At 64.2% G+C, this 26,782-nt stretch carries 20 protein-coding genes; 12 read left to right on the top strand and 8 right to left on the bottom strand.

Annotation, left to right across the window (positions count from 1 at the left end; translation table 11 throughout):
- The 3 genes from G7077_RS06235 (at position 1) to G7077_RS06225 (ending at position 3,902) form a co-directional block, all read left to right on the top strand.
- The gene (locus G7077_RS06235) at positions 1-768 is read left to right on the top strand and encodes an SDR family NAD(P)-dependent oxidoreductase (protein WP_166410951.1); all 768 of its coding nucleotides are present in this window, start codon (positions 1-3) and stop codon (positions 766-768) included.
- Between the two features lie 64 nt (positions 769-832).
- Entirely contained in the window at positions 833-3,151 is a 2,319-nt protein-coding gene (locus tag G7077_RS06230) for a CDC48 family AAA ATPase (RefSeq protein ID WP_166410950.1), read from the top strand.
- Positions 3,152-3,260: 109 nt separating this feature from the next.
- Complete coding sequence (locus G7077_RS06225; RefSeq protein WP_166410949.1) at positions 3,261-3,902, top strand: class I SAM-dependent methyltransferase; 642 nt, start codon at positions 3,261-3,263, stop codon at positions 3,900-3,902.
- Positions 3,903-3,905: 3 nt separating this feature from the next.
- Here the strand turns inward: G7077_RS06225 and G7077_RS06220 are convergent, their stop codons facing one another.
- A complete protein-coding gene (locus tag G7077_RS06220) occupies positions 3,906-5,105 on the bottom strand; it encodes a phospholipase D-like domain-containing protein (RefSeq protein ID WP_246167445.1) in 1,200 nt (399 codons plus the stop codon).
- 91 nt (positions 5,106-5,196) lie between these two features.
- Between G7077_RS06220 and rpoZ the strand changes: the two genes are divergently transcribed.
- The gene (rpoZ, locus tag G7077_RS06215) at positions 5,197-5,538 is read left to right on the top strand and encodes a DNA-directed RNA polymerase subunit omega (protein ID WP_166410948.1); all 342 of its coding nucleotides are present in this window, start codon (positions 5,197-5,199) and stop codon (positions 5,536-5,538) included.
- 33 nt (positions 5,539-5,571) lie between these two features.
- On the opposite strand, the gene G7077_RS06210 is transcribed toward rpoZ, so the two are convergent.
- Entirely contained in the window at positions 5,572-6,084 is a 513-nt protein-coding gene (locus tag G7077_RS06210; protein WP_246167443.1) for a winged helix-turn-helix transcriptional regulator, read from the bottom strand.
- Between the two features lie 115 nt (positions 6,085-6,199).
- On the opposite strand from G7077_RS06210, the gene G7077_RS06205 reads away from it, so the two are divergent.
- Together G7077_RS06205 and G7077_RS06200 are read left to right on the top strand one after the other, a co-directional pair.
- Positions 6,200-6,487, top strand: a complete 288-nt coding sequence (locus G7077_RS06205; RefSeq protein WP_166410947.1) for a CC_3452 family protein — start codon at positions 6,200-6,202, stop codon at positions 6,485-6,487.
- Positions 6,488-6,532: 45 nt separating this feature from the next.
- Positions 6,533-8,623, top strand: a complete 2,091-nt coding sequence (locus tag G7077_RS06200; RefSeq protein WP_166410946.1) for a RelA/SpoT family protein — start codon at positions 6,533-6,535, stop codon at positions 8,621-8,623.
- On the opposite strand, the gene G7077_RS06195 is transcribed toward G7077_RS06200, so the two are convergent.
- Positions 8,620-10,881, bottom strand: a complete 2,262-nt coding sequence (locus G7077_RS06195) for an NADP-dependent malic enzyme (RefSeq protein ID WP_166410945.1) — start codon at positions 10,879-10,881, stop codon at positions 8,620-8,622. The two genes, G7077_RS06200 and G7077_RS06195, sit on opposite strands and share 4 nt — an antisense overlap.
- A gap of 139 nt (positions 10,882-11,020) precedes the next feature.
- Between G7077_RS06195 and mutS the strand changes: the two genes are divergently transcribed.
- Positions 11,021-13,594, top strand: a complete 2,574-nt coding sequence (mutS, locus tag G7077_RS06190; protein ID WP_166412362.1) for a DNA mismatch repair protein MutS — start codon at positions 11,021-11,023, stop codon at positions 13,592-13,594.
- Positions 13,591-16,296, top strand: a complete 2,706-nt coding sequence (locus G7077_RS06185; RefSeq protein WP_166410944.1) for a [protein-PII] uridylyltransferase — start codon at positions 13,591-13,593, stop codon at positions 16,294-16,296. Before mutS ends, G7077_RS06185 begins: the two co-directional genes overlap by 4 nt.
- A gap of 34 nt (positions 16,297-16,330) precedes the next feature.
- Here the strand turns inward: G7077_RS06185 and G7077_RS06180 are convergent, their stop codons facing one another.
- The 4 genes from G7077_RS06180 to thrS form a co-directional block, all read right to left on the bottom strand.
- Positions 16,331-19,129 carry a TonB-dependent receptor gene (locus G7077_RS06180; protein WP_166410943.1) on the bottom strand — a complete coding sequence of 933 codons (2,799 nt, stop codon included), beginning with the start codon at positions 19,127-19,129 and terminating at the stop codon, positions 16,331-16,333.
- 139 nt (positions 19,130-19,268) lie between these two features.
- On the bottom strand, positions 19,269-19,814 hold the full coding sequence (gene infC / locus G7077_RS06175) for a translation initiation factor IF-3 (protein ID WP_166412361.1): 546 nt from the start codon (positions 19,812-19,814) through the stop codon (positions 19,269-19,271).
- A gap of 115 nt (positions 19,815-19,929) precedes the next feature.
- Complete coding sequence (locus tag G7077_RS06170) at positions 19,930-20,355, bottom strand: acetyltransferase (protein WP_425505309.1); 426 nt, start codon at positions 20,353-20,355, stop codon at positions 19,930-19,932.
- A 2-nt stretch (positions 20,356-20,357) separates the two neighbouring features.
- The gene (thrS, locus tag G7077_RS06165) at positions 20,358-22,367 is read right to left on the bottom strand and encodes a threonine--tRNA ligase (RefSeq protein ID WP_166410941.1); all 2,010 of its coding nucleotides are present in this window, start codon (positions 22,365-22,367) and stop codon (positions 20,358-20,360) included.
- A 139-nt stretch (positions 22,368-22,506) separates the two neighbouring features.
- Between thrS and G7077_RS06160 the strand changes: the two genes are divergently transcribed.
- The 4 genes from G7077_RS06160 (at position 22,507) to G7077_RS06145 (ending at position 25,905) form a co-directional block, all read left to right on the top strand.
- The gene (locus tag G7077_RS06160; protein WP_166410940.1) at positions 22,507-23,094 is read left to right on the top strand and encodes a hypothetical protein; all 588 of its coding nucleotides are present in this window, start codon (positions 22,507-22,509) and stop codon (positions 23,092-23,094) included.
- On the top strand, positions 23,088-23,291 hold the full coding sequence (locus G7077_RS06155; RefSeq protein WP_166410939.1) for a helix-turn-helix transcriptional regulator: 204 nt from the start codon (positions 23,088-23,090) through the stop codon (positions 23,289-23,291). The genes G7077_RS06160 and G7077_RS06155 overlap by 7 nt, the downstream gene beginning before the upstream one ends.
- 25 nt (positions 23,292-23,316) lie before the next feature.
- Positions 23,317-24,189: an alpha/beta fold hydrolase gene (locus tag G7077_RS06150; protein ID WP_166410938.1), complete on the top strand. Its 873-nt coding sequence runs from the start codon at positions 23,317-23,319 to the stop codon at positions 24,187-24,189.
- Positions 24,190-24,387: 198 nt separating this feature from the next.
- Positions 24,388-25,905, top strand: coding sequence for an MFS transporter (locus tag G7077_RS06145; protein WP_246167439.1), 1,518 nt, complete (start codon positions 24,388-24,390; stop codon positions 25,903-25,905).
- Here G7077_RS06145 and G7077_RS06140 read toward each other — a convergent pair whose 3' ends face one another.
- On the bottom strand, positions 25,906-26,745 hold the full coding sequence (locus tag G7077_RS06140; RefSeq protein WP_246167437.1) for a glycoside hydrolase family 16 protein: 840 nt from the start codon (positions 26,743-26,745) through the stop codon (positions 25,906-25,908).
- Positions 26,746-26,782 lie beyond the last annotated feature (37 nt).

Genomic DNA, 26,782 nt, shown 5'->3' with positions numbered 1-26,782 from the left:
TTGCTACCCATTGCGCTGATCACCGGCGCGTCGGCCGGTCTGGGCGTGGACTTCGCGCGGCAATTGTCCGCGCGGGGTCACCGGCTGGTGCTGGCGGCGCGTCGGGCGGATCGGCTCGAAGCGCTTGCAGATGAGCTGGGCAATGCGCGGGCGGTCGGAATCGACCTGTCGGCGCATGATGCGGCGCATCGCTTGCTGGCCGATGTTGCGGCTGCGGGCGAGCAGGTCGAGTTGCTGATAAACAATGCGGGCTTCGGGCTCGGCGGCAATGTCGCCGAGCTGGACGCCGAGCGGCAGCGGCAGATGATCGACCTCAACATCGGAACGCTGACGGATCTGTGTCGGGCAGTGGCGCCGGGGATGATCGCGCGGCGGTCCGGTGCGATCCTGAATGTCGCGTCGACGGCAGCGTTCCAGCCCGGGCCGGGGATGGCCGTTTACTTTGCTACCAAGGCCTATGTGCTGTCCTTCACCGAAGCGCTTCACGAGGAGTTGAAGCCTCACGGCATCAAGGTCTCCGCGCTTTGTCCCGGACCGACGCGTACGGAGTTCGGGGATGTCGCCGGCTTCAGGAACAAGGGCGCCTTCGACCGGCTGTCGATGGAGTCGGCCGACGTGGTCCGGCAGGGGCTGCAAGGGCTCGATCGCAACCAGGCCGTCGTCGTGACCGGTGCAATGAACAAGGTTGGCGCGCTCTCGACGCGCTTCGTTCCGCGTGCCGCCGTCCGCAAAATCGCGGGCAAGATGAAGTTCATGGCAACAAAATGAACCGGATGACGATCCTGCCGTTGGGCCCATCGGGGCTGCCGGCAGAAGCATAAAAGGAGAGAGCATGGCCGACGTCGAAACCGTTGACCGGACCAAGGCCCGCAAGGTGCAGGTGGCGAACTTGTCACCGGCTGAGCATGGCCGCGGGTTCGCCCGGCTGCCGGCCCGGCTGATGAGCGAGCTCGGCCTGTCAGAAGGCGACGTGATCGAGATCGTCGGCAGCAAGACCACGGCGGCGCGAGCGCTTCGTCCCTACGACGAAGACGAGGGCATCGACATCATCCGCCTCGACGGCCTGCAGCGCGCCAATGCCGGCGTCGGCAGCGGCGATTATGTCGAAGTGCGCAAGGGCCAGTCCACTGCCGCGACCCGCGTGGTGTTCGCGCCCGCCGCGCCCAACATGCGGCTTGAAGGCTCGTCGGCGGCGTTGCAGCGCAGCTTCGCGGGCCGCCCGCTGACCGAAGGCGATGTGGTCGCGACCACGGGCCACCAGCGGGTGAATGCCGACATGCCCGACCATATCCGGCAGCTGCTGAACGCGCCGGCGTTCGCGCTCCAGGAGCTGAAGCTGATCGTCGTTTCGACCGCGCCCAAAGGCATCGTCCACATCGATGCAAAGACGCAGGTCGAGCTGCTTTCCGAGTATAAGGAACCGGATCAGGCGGACCGCCGCGCCGATGTCACTTACGACGACCTCGGTGGCATGCGCGGGACGATCGATGCGCTGCGTGAGATGGTCGAACTACCGCTGCGCCATCCCGAATTGTTCCAGCGTCTCGGCGTCGATCCGCCCAAGGGCGTGCTGCTTCACGGCCCTCCCGGCACCGGCAAGACCCGTCTGGCACGCGCGGTGGCGAACGAAAGCGCTGCGCGTTTCTTCCACATCGCTGGCCCCGAGGTGATGGGTTCGGCCTATGGCGAGAGCGAAAAGCGCCTCCGCGAATTGTTCGAGGAAGCGGCCAAGGCGGCCCCCTCCATCATCTTCATCGACGAGATCGATTCGATTGCGCCCAAGCGCGGGCAGGTGACCGGCGAGGCGGAGAAACGCCTGGTGGCGCAGCTGCTGACGCTGATGGACGGGTTGGAGCCGCGGCAGAACCTGGTGGTGATTGCGGCGACCAACCGGCCGGAAGCGATCGACGAGGCGCTTCGGCGGCCGGGCCGGTTCGATCGCGAGATCGTGGTCGGTGTTCCCGACGAGCCGGGGCGGCGCGAGATCCTAGGCATTCACACCCGCGGCATGCCGCTGGATGGAGGAGTCAGTCTCGAGGATCTGTCGCGGCGGACGTACGGCTTCGTCGGCGCCGACCTGGCGGCGCTGGTGCGGGAGGCGGCGCTGGAGGCAGTGCGGCGGATCATGCCGGAACTCGACCTTTCCGAGCAGACCATTCCGACCGAGATCCTCGACAGATTGTCGGTGAACGGGTCCGACTTCGAGAATGCTTTAAAGCGTGTGCAGCCCTCGGCGATGCGGGAGGTGATGGTCGAAGCGCCCCGCGTCGGCTGGGACGATATCGGCGGTCTCGACGAAGCGCGCGACAAGTTGCGCGAGGGCGTCGAACTGCCGCTGAAGCATCCGGAGGCGTTCCGCCGCATCGGCATCCGCCCGGCAAAGGGCTTCCTGCTTTACGGCCCGCCCGGCACCGGCAAGACTCTGCTGGCGAAGGCTGCGGCGCGGGAGAGCCAGGCCAATTTCATCGCGACCAAATCGTCGGACCTGCTCAGCAAATGGTATGGCGAGAGCGAGCAGCAGATCGCCCGCCTGTTCGCCCGCGCGCGGCAGGTGGCGCCCACGATCATCTTCTTCGACGAACTGGACAGCCTGGTGCCGGCGCGCGGGGGCGGGCTGGGTGAGCCTCAGGTTACCGAGCGGGTGGTGAACACCATCCTGGCGGAGATGGACGGGCTGGAGGAGCTTCAGAATGTCGTCGTCATCGGCGCGACTAATCGGCCGAACCTGATCGATCCGGCGTTGCTTCGGCCAGGGCGTTTCGACGAGCTCATCTATGTCGGCACGCCGGACACCGCCGGGCGCAGGCGAATCCTTGCCATCCACACTGAAGGCATGCCGCTGGCAGCGGACGTTGATCTGGATTCGCTGGCTCGGCGCTCCGAACGGTTCACCGGTGCCGACCTTGAGGATCTGGTCCGGCGCGCCGGCCTCCACGCGTTGAGACGCGGACTGGAGGAGGCGCAGGTGACAATGGCGGACTTCGAGGCGGCGCTGACCGATACCCGCGCCTCCGTCACTGAGCAGATGGAAGAGGAATATGCGCGGATCCAGTCGACGCTGAAGAGCGATGCGGTAAGGCCCAATGGTGGAATCGGCTTCGTGCTGCCGGGAACGATGCGGTCGCGGCCCGGCGGCAAGGGCGACGAGTGAGGCGGTGACCCTGAAGCCGATCCGGGACAGCAGCGAGCCTGCGGATGCTTGCCAAGCGGCGGAGCATTTGCCAACGCTCGCTCGCCCAGCAGACACTGACGGAGTTTCCATGCCGACATCGCCCGCCCGCGCCCTGAAGGGCGACCGCACTATTGCGCGAGCGGCGGGCAAGCGAAGCGTCAATCCGCGCTGGGCATTCCTTCGAGGCTTCCTGAAGCATCCGGTCATGGTCGGCTCGATCATCCCGTCGAGCCGCATTCTGATCGAAAAGATGCTCGGGCCGGTGGATTGGCACGCTACGCGGGTGTTCGTCGAATATGGGCCGGGCGTCGGTACGTTCACCCGGCCGATCCTTGAGAAGATGGGCCCCGACGCCAAGCTGGTGACCATCGACACCAATCCGGAATTCACCGCCTTCCTCAAGGAGTCGATCGACGACGACCGGCTGGTTGCCGTTACCGGCTCGGCTGCGGACGTGGAAAAGATCCTGGCCGACCGCGGTCTTGGCCAGGCCGATTACGTGCTTTCGGGCCTGCCCTTTTCAACTCTGCCGCCGGGCGTGGGCGACCAGATCGCCGAGGCCACGTCGAAGGTGATCCGCCCGGGCGGAGCCTTCCTCGTCTATCAGTTCAGCCCCAAGGTCCTGGACTTCATCAAGCCCTGGTTCGAGCGCATCGACAGGGGGTTCGAGTGGATCAATGTTCCGCCGGCGACCCTGTTCTGGGGCTGGCGCGAACCGAAGCAGGGCTGACGCTCACTCCTCCTGCTGGAAGTTCAGCCGGCGTGTGACGGTATAATCCATGCTGGTCACCAGGAAGTAGGACAGCGCCCACTTCATCCGGCGGAGGAATGTGCCGCGCCGCTGGTGAATCTCCGGCGTGATCTGCTCCGATTGCGCCAACTCCCCATCTACGTAGCGGCGCAACCGCTGAGCGAAGTCGGCGTCCTCGATCCGCAGCATGACTTCAAGGTTGAGATAGAGGCTCCGGAAGTCGAAATTGGACGAGCCGATGTGGACGGCATCATCGACGATCACGAGCTTGGTGTGCAGCTTGGCGGCGCGATATTCGAACATTTGCACCCCGCGCCGCAGCAGCCGGGCATAAGTGAACCGCGCGGCGGCGATGGTGGCGTTGTTGTCCGATCTGGCGGCCGTAAGAATTCGCGCGCGCTTGCCCAGCTTGCGGATCCGGCGAAGGATCGCCCAGGGCGGTGAGAAATAGGCCGAGATGAGGTCGAAGCTCTTGCCGCACGAAATCTCCCGGGCGATGATCGTGTGCCAGGCATTGCGGCGCATGAACGGACCGCTGAACTTCCACTGCAATGGCCCTTCCGTCTGGCTTGCGCGGGCGAGGAGACGGCGAAGGTCCTTGAGGCGGGGGCGCTTGGCGACGGTCCAGCGGTCGACCAGGTCGAAATAGTTGGCGGCGCAATGCACTGCCGGTCCGTCGATCGTCAGCCAAAGGTCGCGCCAATGGCCTGGGCCGTCGTCCGTCAGATAATCCTTGTGGATGTTGGCGCCGCCGATGATGGCCCGGCGCTCATCCACCACCACAAGCTTCTGGTGATTGCGGAGCAGATAGCGACGGCCGTAGCTTGGGTGAAAGCGGCAAAGCTTGCCGCCCGCGTCGTTAAGCGCGTCAAAGAAACCGTCCTCGGCGCCGGCCGAGCCGAAGCCGTCGAGAAGAACGTCGACCTTTACGCCGCGGCGGATCGCAGCAAGCAAGGCATCGCGGACCTCAGTGCCCGCCTCGTCGCTGACGAACATGTAGAAGAGCAGGCGAACGCTGTGCTGGGCGGACCCGATCATTTCAAGGATGACCCGGTGCCGGTCCTTCCCGCTGGTGATCAGGCGCAGGGCGTTGCCGTCGATCGCCGCGCCGAGCTCGTTTTCTGCAGCCGATCCGACCTCCTCATCCATCGCCTTCATCTGTGCAGAGGCCGCAATGTCCATGCAAGCGCAACGCGCTTTCCTTGACTTTGGAGCCTTCGGAGAGGTAACGGACCTCACTTCCTTCAGATTAGCTTGCATTGCGAGGCGACGAATGGCGCGCGTTACCGTCGAAGATTGTGTCGACAAGATCCCGAACCGGTTCGACCTTGTTCTCATGGCGGCGCAGCGTGCCCGCCAGATCTCCGGTGGCGCCGACCTTACCATCGACCGGGACCGCGATAAAAATCCGGTCGTCGCGCTCCGCGAGATCGCCGAGGAAACGGTGAAGCCGAAGCATCTTCAGGAAGCCGTCGTCAGCAGCCTTCAGAAGGTCCAGATCGACGAAGAAGATGAGACGGACGAACTGGCGTCGCTGAGCGAGTCGGCCGAAGCGCTTCGCCTCACCGCCGCCGCGCCGCCGCGTCCGAGCCCGTCGGGCGGCGATTACGAATAAGCCGGTCCCCGCGCGAGCCGCGGGGATAGTTCGCTAGGCGGCGACCTCGAGTTGCTCCGCGACTCGGCCGCATGTCGCGCCCGTTTCCCGGTCCAGCCACACCATCTCCTCGAGCGACAGCTCGCGCCCATCGTGTGCGTGGATGCAGATCTTGCGGATCGGCTTGCCGTCGCGACGGTCGGCCAGCAGGATGCGGGATGAACCCTCCGCCCATTGCTCACCCCACTGACGCAGTGCAACCAGCACTGGCAGGAGGCCGCGCCCCTTTTCTGTCAGGGTGTAGCTGACCTTTCGGCGGTCGTGTGGATCCGGGTTGCGGGCCAGGATGCCGCCGGCGACCATCTTCGCCAAGCGGTCCGACAGGATGTTGCGGGCGATGCCGAGGCCCGCCTGAAACTCCTCGAAATGGCGCAAATCGTTGAAGGCGCCGCGAAGAATGAGGAAGGCCCATTTCTCGCCGATGAGGTCGAGCGCCTGCGGCAATGGGCATTCCAGCGCGGCGGCGCGGAACTCATCAATGCCGAACGTCACTTTTTCAGATGCCAAGCCTTTGTCCTTCCTGCCGAATCAGTGAAGCACAAGATTGCATGAATGAACAGTTGCAGAACGAAACGGATCAGGCATAATCAGTTGCGTTACGAAACGGACCCGGAGTTCTGTCATGCGCTTTTCCTTCGTCGCCTTGTCCGCCTTCGTCCTGGCCACGCCGGCAGGAGCGGCCAATTACATGGCAAAACCGATCCAGCCAGCGGCAGCGAAGATCATAACGCGCGATGCGGTGTGGGGATGCGGCCCCGATGCTTGCCAGGCATCCACGCAGCAAAGCCGCCCGGCGGTGCTTTGTCAGGGATTGGCCAAGCGCGCCGGGCCGCTGCAGAGCTTCCTTGTCAACGGACGGGCATTCTCGTCCGCGGAACTGGACCGCTGCAACTTATCGGCGCGCCGCTGAGGTTCGCGCTTGCACAATAGAGGCGGCTAGCCCCATCTAGGCATTGTGCTGCGCCAGTATGAGCTTGTCGAGAAGATCAAAGCCTATGATCCGGACGCGGACGAGGCGCTGATCAACCGCGCTTACGTCTTCTCCATGAAGGCGCACGGGTCGCAGATGCGGGCGTCGGGTGACCCCTACTTCAGCCATCCGATCGAGGTGGCGGGCATCCTCACCGACCTGAAACTCGACGACCAGACCATCGTCACCGCCATCCTCCACGACACGATCGAGGACACGGTGGCGACGCCCGAACAGGTCGAAAAACTGTTCGGCAAGGATGTGGCGCGGCTGGTCGACGGGGTCACCAAGCTGTCCAAGGTCGAGGCCTTGTCGGAGAATGAGCGGGCAGCGGAGAACCTGCGCAAGTTCCTGCTCGCCTTATCCGACGATATTCGCGTGTTGCTGGTGAAGCTTGCCGACCGGCTGCACAACATGCGGACGCTTCACCACATCAAGAATCCGGAGAAGCGCCGGCGGATCGCGCGCGAGACGATGGACATCTACGCGCCGCTCGCCGAGCGGATCGGCATGTACGAAATCATGAAGGAGATGCAGGAGCTCTCCTTCCGCGAGCTCGAGCCCGACGCTTACGCATCCGTCACGCGGCGGCTCAAGCAATTGCACGAACAGGGCGGCGATCTCGTCAGCCGGATCGGACTCGGCCTGCAACTCCATCTCGCCGACCACGGACTGACGGCCGACGTCACCGGGCGCGAGAAGCATCCATACTCGATTTGGAAGAAGATGGCCGAGCGGCACATCAGCTTCGAGCAATTGTCGGATGTGATGGCCTTCCGGGTCATCGTCGACGAACTTGACGATTGCTACCTGGCGCTCGGCCAAATCCACCAGCGCTGGCCGATGGTGCCCGGAAGGTTCAAGGACTTCATCTCGACGCCCAAGCGCAACGGCTATCAAAGCCTTCACACCTCCGTCATCCACGACACAAAAATGCGGATCGAGATCCAGATCCGAAGCCAGGCGATGCACGACCAAGCCGAGCGGGGGCTGGCGGCACACTGGGCCTACAAGGAAGGCAAGCCGGCGGCGGATGTGCGCATCCCGTGGATCGACGACCTGGTCGAAATCCTCGACCATGCGGAAAGTCCCGAGGAACTGCTCGAGCATACCAAGCTCGCCATGTACCAGGACCGCATCTTCGCCTTCACCCCGAAGGGCGAACTGATCCAGCTGCCCAAAGGCGCGACCCCGGTCGATTTCGCTTATGCGGTGCACACCGACCTTGGCGATCGGACGGTCGGCGCCAAGGTCAACGGTCGCGTGGTGCCGCTACGGACCATGCTCGAAAATGGCGATCAGGTCGAAATCCTGGCGTCGGAGACCCAGCATCCGCAGCCTTCCTGGCTTCGTTTCGTCGTAACGGGCAAGGCCCGAGCGGGAGTGCGTCGGTTCGTTCGGCATAAGGAGCGCGACGAGACAGTCGAGCTCGGCCGCAAGATCTACGAGGAAATCGTTGCGCGGCTACCCTCCGGACTATCGGCGGAAGTGACCAAGCGCGCGCTCAAGAAATTGAAGATCGAGAGCGAAGACGAGCTGATGATCGCGATCGCGCGTAAGCGCGTCAGCGACGAAGAATTGATGGAAGCCTTGATGCCGGGATCGGTCGGGACCGACGTCGTCCGCAAGCCGCTCGGCCAGCGCAAAGCGATTTCGATCAAGGGGCTGACGGCTGGAGTCGCCTACCACCTCGCCAATTGCTGCCACCCGGTGCCGGGCGACCGCATCGTCGGCCTCCGCCGCGAGGATGAAGAGATCGAGGTCCACCTGATCGGATGCGACACGCTGGCGAGCGGCATCGATGCTGACTGGCTCGACCTGGCGTGGGGCGAGGGTTCGGACGGTGGCGCTGCGCGCATCTGCGTCATTGTCCGCGACATTCCCGGGGCACTTGGCAGCCTGTCGAGCACGCTGGGCCTGAAAGGCGCCAACATCATCAACCTGCAGCTGACGCACCGCGACGGCGGCTTTCATACCTTCCACATCGATATCGAGGTGCACGACCTCGCGCACCTCCATGCCATCATCGCCGCGCTGCGCGAGGCGGATGCCGTCAGCTCCGTGGAGCGGATCTAGGCCGCGGCCGTTCCCGCCGCCAAAACGGCAAGAGTGACGAGGTCCGACGCACTCGCCGTCATTGGCGCGATCTGAACCGATTGCTTGAGGCCCAGCATGATGGGGCCGATCACGCTCTCGCCGCCAAGCGCGCGTAGCAGCTTGGCCGACAGGTTAGCGGACTGCAGGCCGGGCATGACCAGGACGTTGGCCGGGCCGGTCAGGCGGCTGAACGGATAGAATTTGCGCTGCGCCTCAAAGCTGAGCGCCACGTCGGGCGCCATTTCGCCTTCATATTCGAAGTCAACCGATGAGCGGTCGAGGATCTTCACGGCGCCGCGGAGGTCTTCGACGTGCATGCCCGGCGGATTGCCGAAGGTGGTGTAGGAGATGAAGGCGACGCGCGGCTCCAGCCCCATCATCCGGGCGAAGGCGGCGGAGCTGCGGGCGATGGCGGCGAGTTGCTCGGCGTTGGGACGTTCATGCACCGCGGTATCGGCCATCAGCACCGCCTGGTGCCTGCCGACGATGATGTTGACCCCAAAGGGCGTCGCGCCCTCGGCATCGTCGATGATCGTCCGGACCTGGTTCAACGACTGGCTGAACGGGCGCGTGGTGCCCGTGATCATGGCGTCAGCCTCGCCGAGCGCGAGCATGGCGGCGCCGAAATAGTTGCGGTCCTGGTTGACCATCCGCTCAACCGCGCGGCGCAGCAGGCCCTGGCGCTGCTGGCGGGCGTATATGAAATCCACCGCGCGCCCGACCAGCGGCGAGTTGCGGCTGTTGAGGACCTCATATTCCTCCGGCTTGTCGACGCCGAGCGCGCGCAATTGATCGTGGACGTCCTCGCGGCCGACAAGCACGGGAGTGCCGTAGCCGCCTTCCTTGAAGGCGATTGCGGCACGCAGCACGTTCGACTCTTCACCTTCGGCGAACAGTACCCGCTTCGGGTTAGACCGGGCGGCCTCATAGGCGAGCGTCATCACGGCGGCCGTGGGATTGAGGCGCGCGCGCAATTGCTGCCGATACTTGTCCATATTCTCGATCGGCTTCTGCGCGACGCCGGTACGCATGGCAGCTTCGGCGACCGCCGAGGCGACGACCTCCATCAAGCGCGGATCGAATGGAGCGGGAATGATATATTCCGGGCCGAAGCTGTGGGTGTGCCCACCGTAAGCGGCCGCCACTTCCTCCGGCACCGCTTCGCGCGCCAATTCCGCAAGCGCGTTGGCGGCGGCGATCTTCATCTCGTCGTTGATGCTCGTCGCGCGCACGTCGAGCGCGCCGCGAAAGATGAAGGGAAAGCCGAGCACGTTATTGACCTGGTTGGGGTAATCGGAGCGGCCTGTTGCCAGGATGGCATCGGGACGTACCGCCTTGGCATCCTCCGGAAGGATTTCCGGGTCAGGGTTGGCCATCGCGAAGATGATCGGCTGCGGCGCCATCTTCTCCACCATTTCGGGCTTCAGCGCGCCAGCGGCGGACAGGCCCAGGAATACGTCGGCACCTTCCAGCGCGTCGGTCAGGCTGCGGCGGTCCGTTTCAACGGCATGGGCCGACTTCCACTGGTCCAGGTCGTCGCGACCCTTGTGAATCACGCCCTTGCGGTCGCACATGATGACATTGTCGCCGCGCACGCCCATCGCCTTCATCAACTCGGTGCAGGCGATGGCCGCGGCGCCGGCGCCGTTCACCACCACCTTGACGCTGCCAAGTTCGCGGCCGGTGATCAGGCAGGCATTGATGAGGCCTGCAGCGCTGATGATTGCAGTTCCGTGCTGGTCGTCATGAAAGACCGGGATGTTCATCCGCTCCTTCAATTCCTGCTCGATCTGGAAGCAGGCTGGGGCGGCGATGTCTTCGAGATTGATGCCGCCGAAGCTTGGGCCGAGCAGGGCCACCGCATCGATGAATTTCTGCGCGTCCTCCGTGTCCACTTCGATGTCTATCGAATCGACGTCCGCGAAGCGTTTGAACAGGACCGCCTTGCCTTCCATCACCGGCTTGGATGCGAGCGCGCCGAGGTTGCCGAGGCCGAGGATGGCGGTACCGTTGGAGATGACGGCGACCAAATTGCCTTTGGCGGTATAATCATAGGCGCAGCCGGGGTTCGCGGCGATGGCGCGAACAGGAACAGCGACACCGGGAGAATAAGCGAGGCTGAGGTCGCGCTGCGTCGCCATCGGTTTGGATGCGACGATCTCCAGCTTTCCGGGACGGCCAAGGCCGTGGAAGTCGAGCGCTTCCTGCTCGGAAAATTTGACGTTGGCTTCGGACATGAACCTCTCCTGTGCCGATGTCCTTAGCCAAGGCCGGCGGCATGAGTCACCCCGCGAATTGTTAGCGCTCACATGACATGACGCGCCACGCGTTTACGTCTAACCAGAACGGATGGCCCGCGCCGATGCACCGACGCCGATGATGCAGCAATATCGCCGCCTCAAGGATGAGGCCGGCGACGCGTTGCTGTTCTACCGGATGGGCGATTTCTTCGAATTGTTCTTCGACGATGCGAAGATCGCGTCAGCCTGCCTCGATATCGCGTTGACCAAGCGCGGCGAGTCGGAGGGCGAGCCGGTTCCGATGTGCGGCGTCCCGGTGCACAGCGCCGAGGCCTATCTGGCGCGACTGATCCGCGCCGGTCACCGCGTCGCAATCGCGGAGCAGACGGAAAGCGCGGCGGAAGCGCGAAAGGCGCGCGGATCCAAGGCGCTGGTGGAGCGAGCGATCGTTCGTCTCGTCACTGCAGGCACGCTGACCGAAGAACATCTGCTCGAGTCGGGATCGGCCAATTGGCTTGCCGCGATTGGAAGGGCGGGTGACGATTGGGCGATTGCCGCCGCCGACATCTCCACTGGCCGGTTCGAACTGGTCGGATGCGAACCCGGCGAGTTGGCGGCGGAGATCGCCCGCCTGTCCCCCGCCGAGACGATCGCCGACGCCTATCCGCCTGGCATCCAAACCGGCAGCGGCAAGGGCGGCTTTGACAGCGGGAACGGCGAGCGGGCGTTGAAAAGCCGGTTTGGGCTAGCAACGCTGGACGGACTGGGGTCGCCGACCCGGGCGGAGCTGGCCGCGGCGGGAGGGCTTCTGACCTATCTCGACGCGACCCAGAAGGGCGCCGGTTTGCTGCTCGAGGCGCCGCGTCGGGTGCAGCGGTCCGATCACATGATGATCGACGCCGCGAGCCGCGACAGCTTGGAGCTTTGCCGGTCGGCGACGGGGCAAGTCGGCGGCAGCCTGCTCGGAGAGATCGACCGCTGCCGGACCGCGATCGGCCGGCGCCTGCTTGCGTCGGACCTGTCGGCGCCGCTGACGGATAGCTGGCGGATCGAGCGGCGACTTGAGCTAGTCGGCTGGTTTGCGGACGACGCCATCCTGCGGGAACGAGTGACGGCCGCGCTCAAGAGCATGCCCGATTTCCCGCGCGCGCTGGGGCGGCTGGTCGCAGGTCGCGGCGGACCGCGGGACCTGGCGCTGATCCGCGACGGGTTGGCTGCTGCTGCCGGTCTCCATGAGCAACTTGGCGCTCGTGCTGCGCCGCCGCGGCTGCTCGAAGATTTGCTGCCGAAGCTGGTCGGTCATGCATCCCTGATCGAGACGCTGCGCCTGGCTTTGGTGGACTCGCCTCCGTTGGAGGCGGCCAAGGGCGGATACATCGCGGAAGGCTATGATGCGGAGCTGGACTCGCTACGCTCGGCCTCGTCCGATGGGCGGCGGGCGATTGCGGCGCTGGAGGCGAAGTATCGCGAATCGACGGGCATCGGTTCGCTCAAGATCCGGCACAATGCGGTGCTCGGATATCATATCGAGGTGTCGGCGCGGCATGCCGACGTGCTGATGGCCGCGGACAGCGGCTTTGCGCACCGGCAGACGCTGGCGGGTGTTGTGCGGTTCAATTCGCCTGATCTCCATGCCGAGGCGGCACGCGTGGTGGAGGCCGGAAGCCACGCCATTGCGGCCGAAGCGGCGCATCTGGAGGAACTGACAGCACTTGCCGTCGCGGCAGCCCCGGCGATCGCCGCCACAGCGGACGGAATTGCCCGGCTGGACGTCGCGGCATCGCATGCAACCCGCGCTGCGGTAGGCGGATGGGTGCGGCCGCAGATCGATGAGCAGCCGTGTCTGGAAGTGGAAGGCGGACGCCATCCAGTCGTCGAGTCGGCTTTGGCGCGGCATGGCGACCCGTTCGTGGCCAACGACTTGTGGCTCTGGTCGTCGGACCGACTGTGGCTGATCACAGGCCCCAACATGGGCGGAAAGTCGACCTTCCTTCGCCAGGCGGCGCTGATCGCCGTGCTTGCGCAGTCGGGCAGCTTCGTGCCCGCAGGCCGCGCTAAGGTGGGGATCGTCGACCGGCTATTCAGCCGTGTCGGCGCGTCGGACAATCTGGCGCGGGGAAGGTCGACCTTCATGGTCGAAATGGTCGAGACTGCCGCAATCCTGGCTCAAGCGACAGCGCGAAGCCTCGTCATCCTGGACGAGATCGGGCGCGGCACCTCGACCTACGACGGCCTGGCGATCGCCTGGGCGGTGGTGGAGGCGATGCATGACGAGGTGCAGTGCCGGACCTTGTTCGCGACCCATTACCATGAATTAACCCGGCTGGCGGGCCGGCTCGATTGCCTCTCGCTGCATCACGTCCGTGCCCGCGAGTGGAAGGGCGACCTGGTGCTGCTTCACGAGGTTGCGGACGGCGCTGCCGACCGCAGCTACGGCATTGCCGTTGCCAAGCTGGCGGGCGTGCCGCCGCAGGTTCTGGCGCGCGCCAAGGCAGTGCTGAAGCGGCTGGAGGCCGGACGCGACGCGACCGGCGGAATCGCGGCCGGTCTCGATGACTTGCCGCTCTTCGCCGCGACTGCCCCGGCTGAGAAAGAGTGCGATCGCCTTCGTGAGGAGCTTGAGGCAGTGCAGCCGGACACCCTGAGCCCGCGCGAGGCGCTGGAAATATTGTACCGGCTGAAATCCTTGGCGAGGGAGGACGGGCAATGACCCTGTTCGAGCCGATCGATCAGCGGCGCCTGATCATCGACCGCCGATCGGTATCGGACGCGGTCGCTGCTCTTCCGGTCGGCGACGATGGCAAGGGGGATCGTCTCGCCATTCTTCGCGACGCGCTTGCCACGGGCCGGCGAGAGGTGGAGCGCCGGCTTACTGCCGAGCCGGGCGCGGGTCGTACGGCGGCGCGTGCCAATGCTTACCTCCACGATCAATTGCTGCGCATCATCTACGAGCATGTCGGCGCCGGCGGGCTCGGCAACAAGCTGGCCATCGTCGGCCTTGGTGGCACGGGCCGCGGCGAGATGGCGCCGCATAGCGACGTCGACCTGATGTTCCTGACGGCCGACAATCCCTCCGCCCAGGTGGAGCGCTGCGCCGAGGCGATGCTTCACATCCTGTGGGACCTGAAGCTGAAGGTCGGTTATTCGGTGCGATCGGTCGACCAGATGATCGACTATGCGAAAAAGGACATGACGGTTCGAACCGCATGCCTGGAATCGCGGCTGCTGTGGGGCGCGGAGGATCTGTACGCCCATGCCGGCCAGCGTTTCCGCAAGGATGTCGTTGCGGGAACGGCCAAGGAGTTCGTGGCGGCAAAGCTGAAGGAGCGCGACGAGCGGCACCTTCGGATGGGCGACAGCCGCTATCTGGTCGAACCCAATGTGAAGGACGGCAAGGGCGGACTTCGCGACCTCCACACGCTCTACTGGATCGGCAAATATGTGCATGGCGTCGAGCGGCCGGCCGACCTCGTCGGGGCGGGCCTATTCTCGGCGGCCGAGTTCCGCCGCTTCGATCGCGCCGAACGTTTTCTCTGGTCCGTGCGCTGCCATCTTCATGTGGCAGCGCGCCGGGCCGAGGAACGGCTCGGCTTCGAGCATCAGCGGCATATCGCGGAGGTCATGAATTATGCCGACCGGCCCGGAAAGTCCGCGGTCGAGCGGTTCATGCATTTCTACTTCATCAACGCCAAGACCGTCGGCGACCTCACCGGCCAGTTCCTTGCCCAACTTGACGAGCAATTGGGTAAAAAGGGCTTCCGCTTTCTGTTCCCGGCAATTCGCCGCAAGCCAAAGCGGCTCGGCGGTTTCATGCTCGACCGCGGACGCCTGTCCATCCCGGCCGACGATTTCTTCCAGTCGGATCCGGTCCGCCTGATCGAGCTGTTCGCCATCGCCGCCAAGGAGCAGCTGGAAATTCACCCGGAGGCGATGCGGTCGGCGACGCGCGACGCTGGTCTGATCGACCAGAAGGTTCGCAACGACCCGCGCGCCAACGCTTTGTTCATGGAGGTGCTGACGGACATCAAGGCGCCGGACCTGGTGCTTCGTTGGATGAACGAGGCCGGCGTGTTCGGCCGCTTCGTTCCCGACTTCGGCCGGGTCGTCGCGCAGATGCAGTTCGACATGTACCATCATTATACGGTGGACGAGCATTCCATTCGCGCCATCGGACTTCTGGCGGCAATCGAGCGCGGCGAGCTGGCGCAGGATCACCCGCTGTCGCACGCCTTGTTCAAGCAGATCTCGTCGCGCCGGACGCTTTATACGGCAGTGCTGCTGCATGACATCGCCAAGGGCCGCGGCGGAGACCATAGCGAACTCGGCGCCGAGATCGCGCTGAAGCTGTGCCCACGGCTCGGTCTTGATGCAGCGGAGACGGAGACGGTCTCGTGGCTCGTCAAATATCACCTGCTGATGTCGGCAACCGCGATGAAACGCGACTTGGCCGACCCGCAGACGATCGAGGACTTCGTCCGCAAGGTGCAGAGCCCGGAGCGGCTTCGGCTGTTGCTGATCCTGACGGTGGTCGACATCCGCGCGGTTGGTCCGGGTGTGTGGAACGAATGGAAACGCACTCTCCTCCGGTCGCTGTTCGAAGCGGCGGAGGAAAGGCTTCGGCTTGGCCACAAGGAACGCGGCCGCACCGAACTGGTGCAAGCGCGGCAGTCGGAGCTGGCTCGGACCATGGCCTGGAGCGACGAGCAGCTTCAGGCCTATGCCGCGCGATTTGCCGACAGTTATTGGCTTGCGGAGCCCATCGAAACGCAAATCGTCAACGCCCGGCAGGTCCTCGCGGCCGACGGGTCCCGTGACGTCGAGATCCGACCGAGTGTCGAGTGCGACACGGACGAAGGCACGGGCGCGACCCGGATTACGGTCTATACCGGCGACCGCGAGGCCCTGTTCTACCGGGTGTGCGCCGCGCTTGCGAAGGCCAGCGCCAACATCATCGATGCCCGTGTCCATACGACCTTGGACGGCAAGGCGCTCGACAACATCCTTGTGCTCGATGGCCGGGGGCAGCCCTATTCCGACAAGAGGTTGAAGGACCGGTTGGTGAAAGGCGTCAAGGATGCGCTGGCAAGTCCCGAACTGCCGCCCCTGCCGGAGGGTGAGCGGCTCCGTGCAAGCTCGGCGTTCGACGTTGCCGCGTCGGTCGGCATTGCGGAGCGCGCATCGAGCCGAACCACTGTCGTGGAAGTGAATGCGCGCGACCGGCGAGCCTTACTTGCCGGCCTGGCGCGCGCCATTCATGAGTGCGGCCACCGGGTCCACTCCGCGCACATCGCAACGTACGGCGAACGCGCCGTGGACGTTTTTTACCTGACCCGGCCCGACGGCAAGAAGCTGAAGGGGGATGAGGTGGAGCAACTGCGCAGCGCGCTGCTTACGGTTGCCGAAACGGGTTGAGGCGGGCGGCCCCGAAGGCCACCCGCCCCCGCGATTACATCTTGCCGCGAAGGGTGACGCCGAACGTCCGCGGTTCGCCTAGGAAGGCGCCGTAGAGCTGGGTCGAGCGCGGGTAGAAGCCCGCGGCGACGCCGCGTGTGGTACCCTGACCCTGGAGCGGCGCGTCGAACGCCACCTGCTTATATTCCTCGTCGAACAGGTTTTGCGCCCACAGTTCCAGCGCCCAACGCTCGTCGGCGGCGTGCACGCCGACGCGGGCGTTCACCACCGTGAAGGCTTCCTGATACTTTTCGACATCGAGGTCGGAGCCGGTGTTGAAGCCGCTCATGTGGCGCGCATCGGCGTAGAAGAGCCCGCGAAGCCCATTGCCGAGCGACGGACGCCAGCCGAGCGATCCGGTGAGCGACCATTCCGAGGAGTTGGAAACCCGCTGCCCCGGAAGCTGGAAGAGCGCAGCGGCAATCGCATTGCCGTTCGCACCCACCAAATTGTTGCGGTATTTCGTGTTCGCATAGGTCGCACCGAACGCAGCGGTAACGTCCGGGATCAGGCGAACGAAGCCTTCAAGCTCCACGCCTTGCGAGCGGACACCGGGCTTCTTCTTGCCGCCGCACGCCACGGCCGCATTGCTGCTGTCCGTATCGGCGCCGTTCAGGCTTTCCGAGCAGCTGTTGATATTTTCGACCACGAAGATGAGGCCGTTGAACGTGTTCAGCTGGAAGTTGTCGAAATCCTGCCGGAACAGGGCGACGTTTAAGTCAATCCCGCGGCCGTTGTACTTGCCGCCCAGTTCATACGCGTTGACCATCTCCGGCTCGAACCCGAGCGCGTCGAGGTTCGTCGCGCCCTGGGACAGGCCGTTGCGGTCGAGGTTGAACCCGCCCGCCTTGTAGCCGCGCGAATAGCTGACGTAGGTCAGCAGTTCGTCGGTGGGCTTGTAGCTCAGCACTGCGGTGCCTGAAACGCGGGACTCGCTCTTGCGGCCGTTGTCGAAGGTGCCGTTCACCGAATTGATTGCGCAAGGCACGCCGCCGGCGGCGCTCAGGCCCGGCGTGGTGCCGACACCGGTCGCGATCGCATTGGCCAAGGCCGCCGCTGCAGGGCTGAGCGGGCCAAGGCCCGGGTTGGCGGCGAAGGCCTGAAGACGGGCGATGTTCGCCCGGTAGGTGCCGCACTGTGTGTTGCTGAACAGGTCGGCGCTCAACGACTTCTTCTCGCGCGTGTAGCGCAGACCCACGGTCGCGGAGAGGCGGTCGGTGATCTTGAAGATGTTGTGGGTGAAGGCAGCGATGTTGCTGCTTTCCTGATTGAACTCGTCACGAGTACCAGTGTTGGACAGCGGCGTGTTCTGCACCTGCGCGCCGATCGCGTTGACGATCAGCGGGCGAGCGGCTGCTGGCACCGCCGCGAAGGCCGGATTGAGCGCCAGCTGCTGCGTAGCGAAGCCGCGGACGAACGCATTGAGGTTGTTATACCCTGGGAACGCCGCAAGCTGCGGATCGAGCGAGCGGACCAAGGTTCGGCCGAACAGGTCGGCATCGGCGCCGAACGAGAGATTGTCACGCACCCGCAGGAGCTCGTTGGCGTAATAAACGCCCACCAGCCAGTCGAGCTTGCCGCCGAAGGTCGTGCCCTGCAGCCTTGCCTCCTGGCTGAAGGTGCGGAAACGGTTGGACGCAAAGCCGTCGTCGCGGTAAATGATATCGAGCTGGTTGAAGTCGGCGTCCTGGCCGCGAACGTATTTGTTCTCGCGGAAGGCCGAGATCCAGGTCAGTTCGCCCCAGCCACGGTCGTAAACGACTTCGGACGAGATGCCGTAATCGTCGACGTCGGCACGGAAGGTCCGGCCGGGCGTGATCGAGACTTCACGGTCGAACGTGTCCTCGTTGATGGTGGCGCCAGCAGCGCGCAATGCCGCCGCCACCGTCGAAGGCGCCTGGGTGATGCTCCCACCGCCACTCGCAACCGTGTCGAAGGTCGGCAGGTAGGAGCCGACGCAGCATTCCTCGTCCCGGTGGGTCTTGTCGGCGATGACCCGAACCGACAGATCGTCGTCCGGTTGATAGAGCAACTGTCCGCGCAGCAGCCAACGATTGCGGTCATTGATGTCGCGGCCCGACACCGCATCTTTCATGAAGCCGTCGCGTTTGAAATAGACGCCGTCGATGCGACCAGCGAGCGTCTCCGAGATCGGGCCTGTAACGCCCAGCTCGACCCGGCGGCTCTTGTAATTGCCGATGTCCAGTTGGCCATTCACGGCGCTGGTGAAACGCGGCTTGGCGGTAATCACCGAGATCAGGCCGGCCGACGTGTTTCGACCGAACAATGTACCCTGCGGCCCGCGCAGCACCTCGACACGTTCGACCGCGCCGAGCTCGGTCAACCCGACCGACGTGCGCGACCGGTACACTCCGTCCACGAACAGACCGACCGAGCTTTCAAGGCCGGGGTTGTCGCCGACGGTTCCGATGCCGCGAATACGCGCCGAAGCGCCGCCTGCCTCGGTCGAGCTTGAGGACACGAACAATGACGGCGAGACTTGCGACAGCGCCCGGATGTCGGTTGCGCCGCTGTTCTCCAGCGTGTCAGCGGTGACGGCGCTAACCGCGAGCGGAACATCCGACAAGGCCTCGTTGCGTCGGGTCGCGGTGACGACGATGTCACCGGAATTTACCGGCTGCTGCTCGACCGCCTGATCGTCGACCGCAGCGGCTTCGCTGGTAGCTCCGTCGGTCGGCTGCGCGGCCTGATTGTCGGTGTCGGTTTGCTGCGCGTGGGCCGGGATCGAGATGGCGATCAGACCGGCCGAGAGCAGCCACACGGATTTACGCATGTTTGTAGCATCCCCCAAGAGGAGCGCCGCTCACCGCGGCGCCGTTATGAGGGAACTGCTAAGCCAGCAGCGAGACCAATAAAAGTTTCAGACCAAAACCCAATTGAGCTTGCAGCAAAAGTGCAACAACGGCCACGCCCTACTTGGGCGACAGCACCATCAGCATCTGCCGGCCTTCCATGCGCGGATGCGCTTCGACCTTGGCGACCTCGGCGGTTTGTTCGGCAACGCGGCGGAGCACCGCCATGCCAAGCTCGCCATGCGCCATCTCGCGGCCACGGAAGCGCATGGTGACCTTCACCTTGTCGCCTTCGTCAATGAACTCGAAGACCTTCTTCATCTTCGTGTCATAGTCGTGGTCGTCGATGTTCGGACGCATCTTGATCTCCTTGATCTCCTGCGTCTTCTGCTTTTTGCGCTGCTCGTTGGCCTTCTTCTGCGCTTCATATTTGAAGCGGCCGATGTCGAGGAACTTGGCGACGGGCGGGTCGGCATTGGGAGAAATCTCGACCAGATCAAGCCCGACTTCCTGCGCCTGTTCAAACGCTTCGCGGGTGTACATGACCCCCAGATTTTCGCCGTTTTCGTCGATCACCCGCACCTTTTGGGACTGGATGAACTCATTATAGCGAGGGCCGGTAAATTGCGGTGGCGTTTGCGGCCGGCGCGGATAGGGCGGGGGTATAGGTCAGTCTCCGGTTGATGTTGTTCGAACGCGGTCAATTAAGCGTTCGTCGGTTAGAAGAAAAGGTGCGCGAGAAGGTTCCGTGCCTTTTTCGCGACTCTGTGGCGGTGCCGCGTCAACGTGCCAGGTGCACGAGCGGGTAAGGCCGACCCTGCGGATCGGTCGGTGAACGGCCGACGATGCGGAACCCTCGGGCAAGGTAGAACGGAAGCGCGTTCGTTGCCTGCTCGCTCGCGTCCACTCGCGCATTCGGCGCAAGTGTCAGCGCATGGTTCAGGAGGAGGGTGCCGTAACCACGTCCATGGACTGCGGGATCCACGAACAGGGCATCGATCATGTCGCGGTCCATGACGAGGAAGCCGACTGGCCGCCCCGTGTCATCCTCAGCCATCCACAATTGAACGGCAGGAAGGAAAGCATGCTCGACCATGTGATCGATCTCGACCCGGTCGTCGGGTGAAAGGAATGGGTGCGTCGCGTCGACTGCGTCGCGCCAGATCGCGAGCGCCCTCGATACGTCCTCCGGGGTGCCTTCCCGCACCCTCATCGCAGGTCGGGCGCGGTTCCTTCCGCGGTCATCATGGCGATCACGTCCTCAACGGTCATGACGACCTGCCGCTCTTCGGAGCCTAGCCGGCGCAGCGCCACTGTGCCCTCCTCAGCTTCCCGCTTGCCGACGACCAGCAGCAGCGGGACCTTGGCGAGGCTGTGTTCACGCACCTTGTAGTTGATCTTCTCGTTGCGAAGGTCGGTGTCGGCGCGGATGCCCGACGCCTTGAGCTTGGCCGTGACATCCTGTGCGTAGGAATCGGCGTCGGACACGATCGTGGCGACCACCGACTGCACCGGCGCCAGCCAGAGCGGGAACTTGCCCGCGTAATGCTCGATCAGGATGCCGACGAACCGCTCATAAGATCCGAAGATGGCCCGGTGCAGCATAACGGGCCGGTGCTTCTGCCCGTCCTCGCCGATGTAGGTGGCGTCGAGCCGCTCGGGCAGCACGCGGTCGGACTGGATGGTGCCAACCTGCCAAGTGCGGCCGATCGCGTCCGTCAGGTGCCACTCCAGCTTTGGCGCGTAGAAGGCACCTTCGCCGGGAAGTTCTTCCCAGCCATATTCCTCGGTCGCAAGCCCTGCCTCGATCACCGCATTGCGAAGCTCGGACTCCGCTTTGTCCCAGTCCGAATCGGAGCCGAAGCGCTTCTCGGGCCGCAGCGCCAGCTTGATGGCGTAGGTGAATCCGAAATCTTTGTAGACGCGGTCTGCCAACGCGCAGAACGCCCGAACCTCGCCGACGATCTGGTCCTCGCGGCAGAAGATGTGGGCGTCGTCCTGCGTGAATTGGCGGACCCGCATCAGGCCGTGGAGCGCGCCATGCGGTTCGTTGCGATGGCAGCTGCCGTTTTCGTAGAGCCGTAGCGGCAGGTCGCGATAGCTCTTGATGCCCTGGTTGAAGACCAAGACGTGCGCCGGGCAGTTCATCGGCTTCAACGCCATCATCTGCGCGTCGCCGGTGATGACCGGGCCCTCTTCCTCCGTGTTCGGCACCTCGTCAGGCACCACGAACATATTCTCGCGATACTTGCCCCAGTGACCGGACCGCTCCCACTGCCGCGCGTCCATCAGCTGCGGAGTCTTGATCTCCTGATATCCGCTCTCGTCAATGGCGCGGCGCATGTAGGCCTCGAGCTGCCGCCACACCAGATAGCCGTTGGGGTGCCAGAAGACGCTTCCATGCGCCTCGGCCTGGAGGTGGAACAGGTCCATCTCCTGGCCCAAGCGGCGATGGTCGCGCTTCGCCGCTTCCTCCAGCCGAACCAGATGAGCGTCGAGCTGCTTCTTGTTGAGCCAGGCGGTGCCGTAAATGCGGCTCAGCATCGGGTTCTTGGGATCGCCGCGCCAGTAGGCGCCCGACACGCGCGTCAGCTTGAACGCCTGCGGGTCGAGCTTGCCGGTCGAAGCAAGGTGCGGACCGCGGCATAGGTCCATCCAGGCGTTTTCGGCCTGCCCCGAGCGATACATGGTGATCGGCTCGCCTTCGGGCAGTTCCATCACCCACTCGGCCTTGAACCGCTCACCGGTGCGCTCGAAGAAGGCGCGGACGTCCTCGCGCTGCCAAACCTCGCGGATTAGCGGCTCGTCTCGGGCGATCACCCGCCGCATTTCCTCCTCGATCGCGGGAAGGTCCTCGTCGGTGAAGGGGCCGCGGTCGGCGGCGGGGGCGAAGTCATAGTAGAAGCCGTCGTCCGTCGCCGGGCCGAAAGTGATCTGTGTACCTGGGAACAGGTTCTGCACCGCCTCCGCAAGCACATGGGCATAGTCGTGGCGGACCAGGTCGAGCGCATCCTTTTCGTCTCTGGACGTGATCAACGCCAGCTCGGAATCGCCCTCGAACGGACGAGTGATGTCGCGCACCTCGCCATTCACTCGCGCCGCCAGCGCGGCCTTCGCGAGACCGGGGCCGATTGCGGCGGCGACATCGGCGGGCGTCGAGCCCTCCGGCACTTCACGCACGGAGCCGTCGGGAAGGGCGATCTTGAACATCTGCGACATAAGCGACGCACCTAGTGGAGCGGGCAGCACGCTTCAAGCAGACGCAAGTTCAAGCAAGCACGACATTGTGTAAATGAGACTTGACACGCACACGTCTTGTTGTGTAAAGTCTACTTTACTAACTGTGAAGGACACTTGCATGAGCACCTCTCTTGCGCCGGCCACATCCGCACGGCTTTGGATCGCCGGCTATTTCGTTGCGACGTTCGGCAGCGGATTGTTGGCAAAGACGGGCGTAATCCCCGGCTGGCCGGGCATCGCCCTGTTCCTCGCCTCATTCCTGTTGCTGTTTCCGCTGGTGCGCTCCGTGCAGCGTGCCCAGGCCGAGTGCGGCATGAACTCCAAGGCGATGCGCGCCTACAATCGGCGGGTCGTGATCGCCTCAATGGTCTATGTCGCTGCCCTGTTCGGAACGATTGCATTCGCCCATTCTTATGCGCCTCCGCCAGCCGTGCGGATCGTCCTGGCGATTATCGTTGCGACCCCGGTCATGTTCATCATCCGCGCCATGGTTCTCCTGTTGCGTGAGGAGACGGACGAATATTTGCGCATGCTGCTCGTTGAGCAGGCGCTGCTCGCCACGGGGTTCCTGTTGACGGTGGGCACACTCTACGGCTTCCTCAACGCTTTCGATCTTGCGCCCCGCATCGATGCTTATTGGGTCGTGCCCGTCTGGGCGCTCGGCCTTGGTGTCGGCCGGCTGTTCCGGAGGGACCGGGCATGCTGAACCGACTGAAGGTGCTGCGCGCCGAGCGCAACTGGAGCCAGGGCGACTTGGCGGACAAGCTTGAGGTGTCGCGCCAGAGCGTCAACGCGATCGAGACGGGGAAGTACGACCCGTCCCTGCCGCTGGCTTTCCGGATCGCCGAACTGTTCGAGCTGCCGATCGAGGAGATCTTCATCTCCCCGACCAGGCGGGCCTGACCCACCATCTTCAAGGATATCCATCATGCGCATGGTCATCTTCATCCTGTTCGTCGTCCTGATCGCCAGCCTCGGCTCGCAGTCGGCGAACGCCGCGCCGACACTGCCCACGCTTCACCAACTCTCCCGCATCTCGGTGCAGAGCATCGGAGAAGGTAAGCCGGTGGTGCTGATCCCCGGCCTCGCAACGCCACGGGACGTGTGGAGCGGCATCGTGCCGGAGCTCGCCAAAAGGCACCGCGTGCTGCTTGTTCAGGTGAACGGCTTCGGCAGCCCCGCAGCCGAGGTGAACCGCCGGCCGGGCACGCTGGACGGCATCGTCGAGGAGCTGGCCGCCTATCTGTCGGCCGAGAAGCTTCGCGGCAGTGCGGTAATCGGCCACTCGATGGGTGGGCTGATCGGAACGATGCTTGCCACGCGGCACCCGGAGGCGGTCGGCCGACTGATGGTGGTTGATGCGCTACCCTTCTACGGCGCTTTGATGGGGCCGGGCGCGACTCCGGACAGCGTTCGGCCGATTGCCGAGCAAATGCGCGCAATGCTGGTGAACGGCCCCGCGCCGACGCAGGCTCCTCCAGGCATGAGCAGCAGCGAAGCGGGCAGGGCCAAAGTGTTGAGCTGGCTCAAGGAGTCCGACGCCGCGACGGTCGGCGAAGCCATGGTCGAAGACGCAACAACCGACGTCTCGGCGAACCTGCCTAAACTCGCGGCCAAGCCGATAACGATACTGTACGCGGTCCCCTCTCCCGAACGCGCCGAACTCGTGAAGGCGCTGTATGGCAAGGCCTATGCTGGCCTGCCGACCGCCAGATTGGTGCCAGTGGCCGATAGCGCTCACTTCATCATGCTTGATCAGCCGGCGGTGTTCGCTGCGGAGGTGAAGCGCTTTCTACCTTAAGCGCCTCTTAGCCGAGGTTGTAGGTACGTTTCTACTTTGTGCTGGGTCGGCAACAGGTTGGCACTAGTTTTACGAAAAATGATTCCTGAATAATCCGCCGCCAAGTTCGGCATTGCTTTCGATGGCGTTGCCGCTCTTTTCCTCCTCCAACCTGAGTTGGGGACGGGCGTGGCGACCGCAGCGAAAAGAGATTCCATCGTGGGCGAACGGGCGCCCTGGTTCTGGCTGGGCTGCGCGCTGATCAGCGCCGGCGTGCTGCTCCACCTGCCGATGCTGGCAATGGCGCACAGGATGGGAAATCATCTGTACGGCATGCCGATGGATGCCGGCATGTGGCTCGGAATGGCAGCGATCGTTGCCGGAATTCCACTCGCGGTGTTCGGCGCTTTACCGAAGCATCGCTCTCTCCACGGCGATCACGCTGGCACCAACTATGAGGCGCCGGACTCCACGCCTTTGACGCGTTGGCACGCAGGTGTGTTGCTCGTGCTCACGCTCGGCCTTGTCATCGATGTCATGAAACCAGCGACGCTCGGCTTTGTGCTGCCGGGAATGCGGGCTGAGTATCAGATCTCAAAGGCAACGGTGGCATGGTTTCCGTTCACAGCCCTAGTCGGGACCACGGTGGGATCCTTCGTTTGGGGCTGGCTCGCCGACATTTTCGGACGGCGCGTCTCCATCCTGTTGTCCACCATCCTGTTCGTCTCGACGTCCATATGCGGCGCCATGCCGCTCTTTCAGCTGAACCTGCTGATGTGCTTCCTGATGGGCTGCTCCGCGGGCGGAATGCTGCCGGTGGTTTACACCTTGCTGGCCGAGATCATGCCGCCGAAGCATCGCAGTTGGGTGTTGGTTCTCGTCGGCGGTACGGGGCTCGTGGGTGGCTATTTGGCCGCAAGCGGCGCGGCGCACACGTTCGAGCCTTTGTTCGGCTGGCGCGTGCTCTGGTTGCAGGGGTTTCCGACGGGGATAGTTCTCCTGCTGCTGGCGCGCCTCATTCCAGAGTCGCCTCGCTTCCTCGCGGAGCAGGGCCGAACCGCCGAGATCGCCGATATGCAACGCAAGTATGGCATCGTCCCGCGTCCGCGCGTGGCGGCGCCCGAAGATGCGGCCGTCGCCACGCAGCGGCACGGCAAGCTGACGTTGGCACTGGTGGTAACCGCCCTATCGTGGAGCTTCATCAACTTCGGCCTGCTGCTGTGGCTGCCAACCGACTTACAGGCGCGAGGCTTCAGCTCGACGTTGGCCAGTGGGATTTTGGCAAGCTCGGCGCTGATCGCTCTGCCGACAATCATGATCGCTGCCTGGACCTACAGCCGGATCAGCAGCAAGTGGACGCTGATCGGCTCCATCGTGTTGACACTGGCTGGCCTCTTGGGCGCACTTATCCCGGCGGAGCTCCTCCGTTGGGAACCGTTGATCATCGCAGTGGTCGCGATGCTGATCGTCGGCACAAACGGGATGATCGCCGTTCTGCTCCCCTACAGCGCTGAGAATTACCCGCTCGGAATTCGCGGACGGGCGACAGGTCTGATCGCCGGCGCAAGCAAGTTCGGCGGCGTCGCCGTACAGGGCTTCGCACTGGCCGGGCTGATCCCTACGCTCGGAGGTGCGGCGCTTGCCCTGCTTGCACCGATGGGGCTGTCGGCAGGACTCGTTGCATGGGCCGGACGCGAAACCCGCGGCCGCAGCCTTCGGGAGCTTGAGGCGGAGTAGCTACTTCGCCGCGGACCATACCCGGACGTAATCGACTTCGAACCGCTGAGGCAGGACCTTCGGGTCCATGCCCTTGGGCGCTGCCCAGTCGCCGCCGATGGCGAGGTTCAGGATCATGTAGAATGGCTTGTCGAACGGCCAGGCGCCATGGCCTCCGGGCTGGTCATTCTTGACCCGCATGAAGGCGCGGCCGTCAACACCCACCGTAATTGCATCGGGGCGCCAGTCGAGCTGGTAGTTGTGAAACGCCGAGCAGGCGGTTTCCAGGGTTCGCTCGGCACCTCGACCCGTCTTGATCGCATGGTTGAACAGCTCGGTGTGGAGATTGGCGTGGAGGACGCGAGGCTTGCTGCCGACATGTTCCAATATGTCGATCTCTCCGCCCTTGGGCCAAGGGTAGCTACCCTCCGGCATCATCCAGACGGCCGGCCAGGTGCCGTAGGCGCACGGCACCTTGGCACGAATCTCATAGAATCCGTACGTCCATGACGCCTTGCCCTGCGTGGTGATCTTGGCGGCGCTATACTGCTGCTTGCCATAGTCGGGGCGCGACTTGAGCGCGGCGGGATCGTTCCGCGCCTCGATGATCAGGACGCCATTCTCCAGACGAAGATTCTCGCGGCGGTCCGCAGCGTAATATTGCAGCTCGCCATTGTACCAGCCTTGGGCGTTGCGGGACGTGTCGAAGCTCCATTTGGTGCGATCGAGCGTCTTGCCGCTGAATTCGTCGCGCCACGCCGGAGCGCCGGTTGGCAGCGGCATCGCGGCGGACACCTGGTGCTGGTTGGCCGACAAGGTTGCGGCTTGAGCGGCGGCGACAAGCGCCAGCGGCAATGACATTGGCATCCCTCCTACTTTTTCCTGCAGCTTAACGGTT

The organism is Sphingomonas piscis, assembly GCF_011300455.1.
GTDB lineage: Bacteria > Pseudomonadota > Alphaproteobacteria > Sphingomonadales > Sphingomonadaceae > Sphingomicrobium > Sphingomicrobium piscis.
Note: the sequence above shows the minus strand (reverse complement) of the source record. Positions and strands in the feature narration are given on the sequence as shown.

Coding starts and splice junctions, on each gene's coding strand:
- G7077_RS06230 (WP_166410950.1), top strand. CDS start 833: ATGGCCGACGTCGAAACCGTTGACCGGACCAAGGCCCGCAAGGTGCAG.
- G7077_RS06225 (WP_166410949.1), top strand. CDS start 3,261: ATGCCGACATCGCCCGCCCGCGCCCTGAAGGGCGACCGCACTATTGCG.
- G7077_RS06220 (WP_246167445.1), bottom strand. CDS start 5,105: ATGGACATTGCGGCCTCTGCACAGATGAAGGCGATGGATGAGGAGGTC.
- rpoZ (WP_166410948.1), top strand. CDS start 5,197: ATGGCGCGCGTTACCGTCGAAGATTGTGTCGACAAGATCCCGAACCGG.
- G7077_RS06205 (WP_166410947.1), top strand. CDS start 6,200: ATGCGCTTTTCCTTCGTCGCCTTGTCCGCCTTCGTCCTGGCCACGCCG.
- G7077_RS06195 (WP_166410945.1), bottom strand. CDS start 10,881: ATGTCCGAAGCCAACGTCAAATTTTCCGAGCAGGAAGCGCTCGACTTC.
- mutS (WP_166412362.1), top strand. CDS start 11,021: ATGATGCAGCAATATCGCCGCCTCAAGGATGAGGCCGGCGACGCGTTG.
- G7077_RS06185 (WP_166410944.1), top strand. CDS start 13,591: ATGACCCTGTTCGAGCCGATCGATCAGCGGCGCCTGATCATCGACCGC.
- G7077_RS06180 (WP_166410943.1), bottom strand. CDS start 19,129: ATGCGTAAATCCGTGTGGCTGCTCTCGGCCGGTCTGATCGCCATCTCG.
- thrS (WP_166410941.1), bottom strand. CDS start 22,367: ATGTCGCAGATGTTCAAGATCGCCCTTCCCGACGGCTCCGTGCGTGAA.
- G7077_RS06160 (WP_166410940.1), top strand. CDS start 22,507: ATGAGCACCTCTCTTGCGCCGGCCACATCCGCACGGCTTTGGATCGCC.
- G7077_RS06155 (WP_166410939.1), top strand. CDS start 23,088: ATGCTGAACCGACTGAAGGTGCTGCGCGCCGAGCGCAACTGGAGCCAG.
- G7077_RS06150 (WP_166410938.1), top strand. CDS start 23,317: ATGCGCATGGTCATCTTCATCCTGTTCGTCGTCCTGATCGCCAGCCTC.
- G7077_RS06140 (WP_246167437.1), bottom strand. CDS start 26,745: ATGTCATTGCCGCTGGCGCTTGTCGCCGCCGCTCAAGCCGCAACCTTG.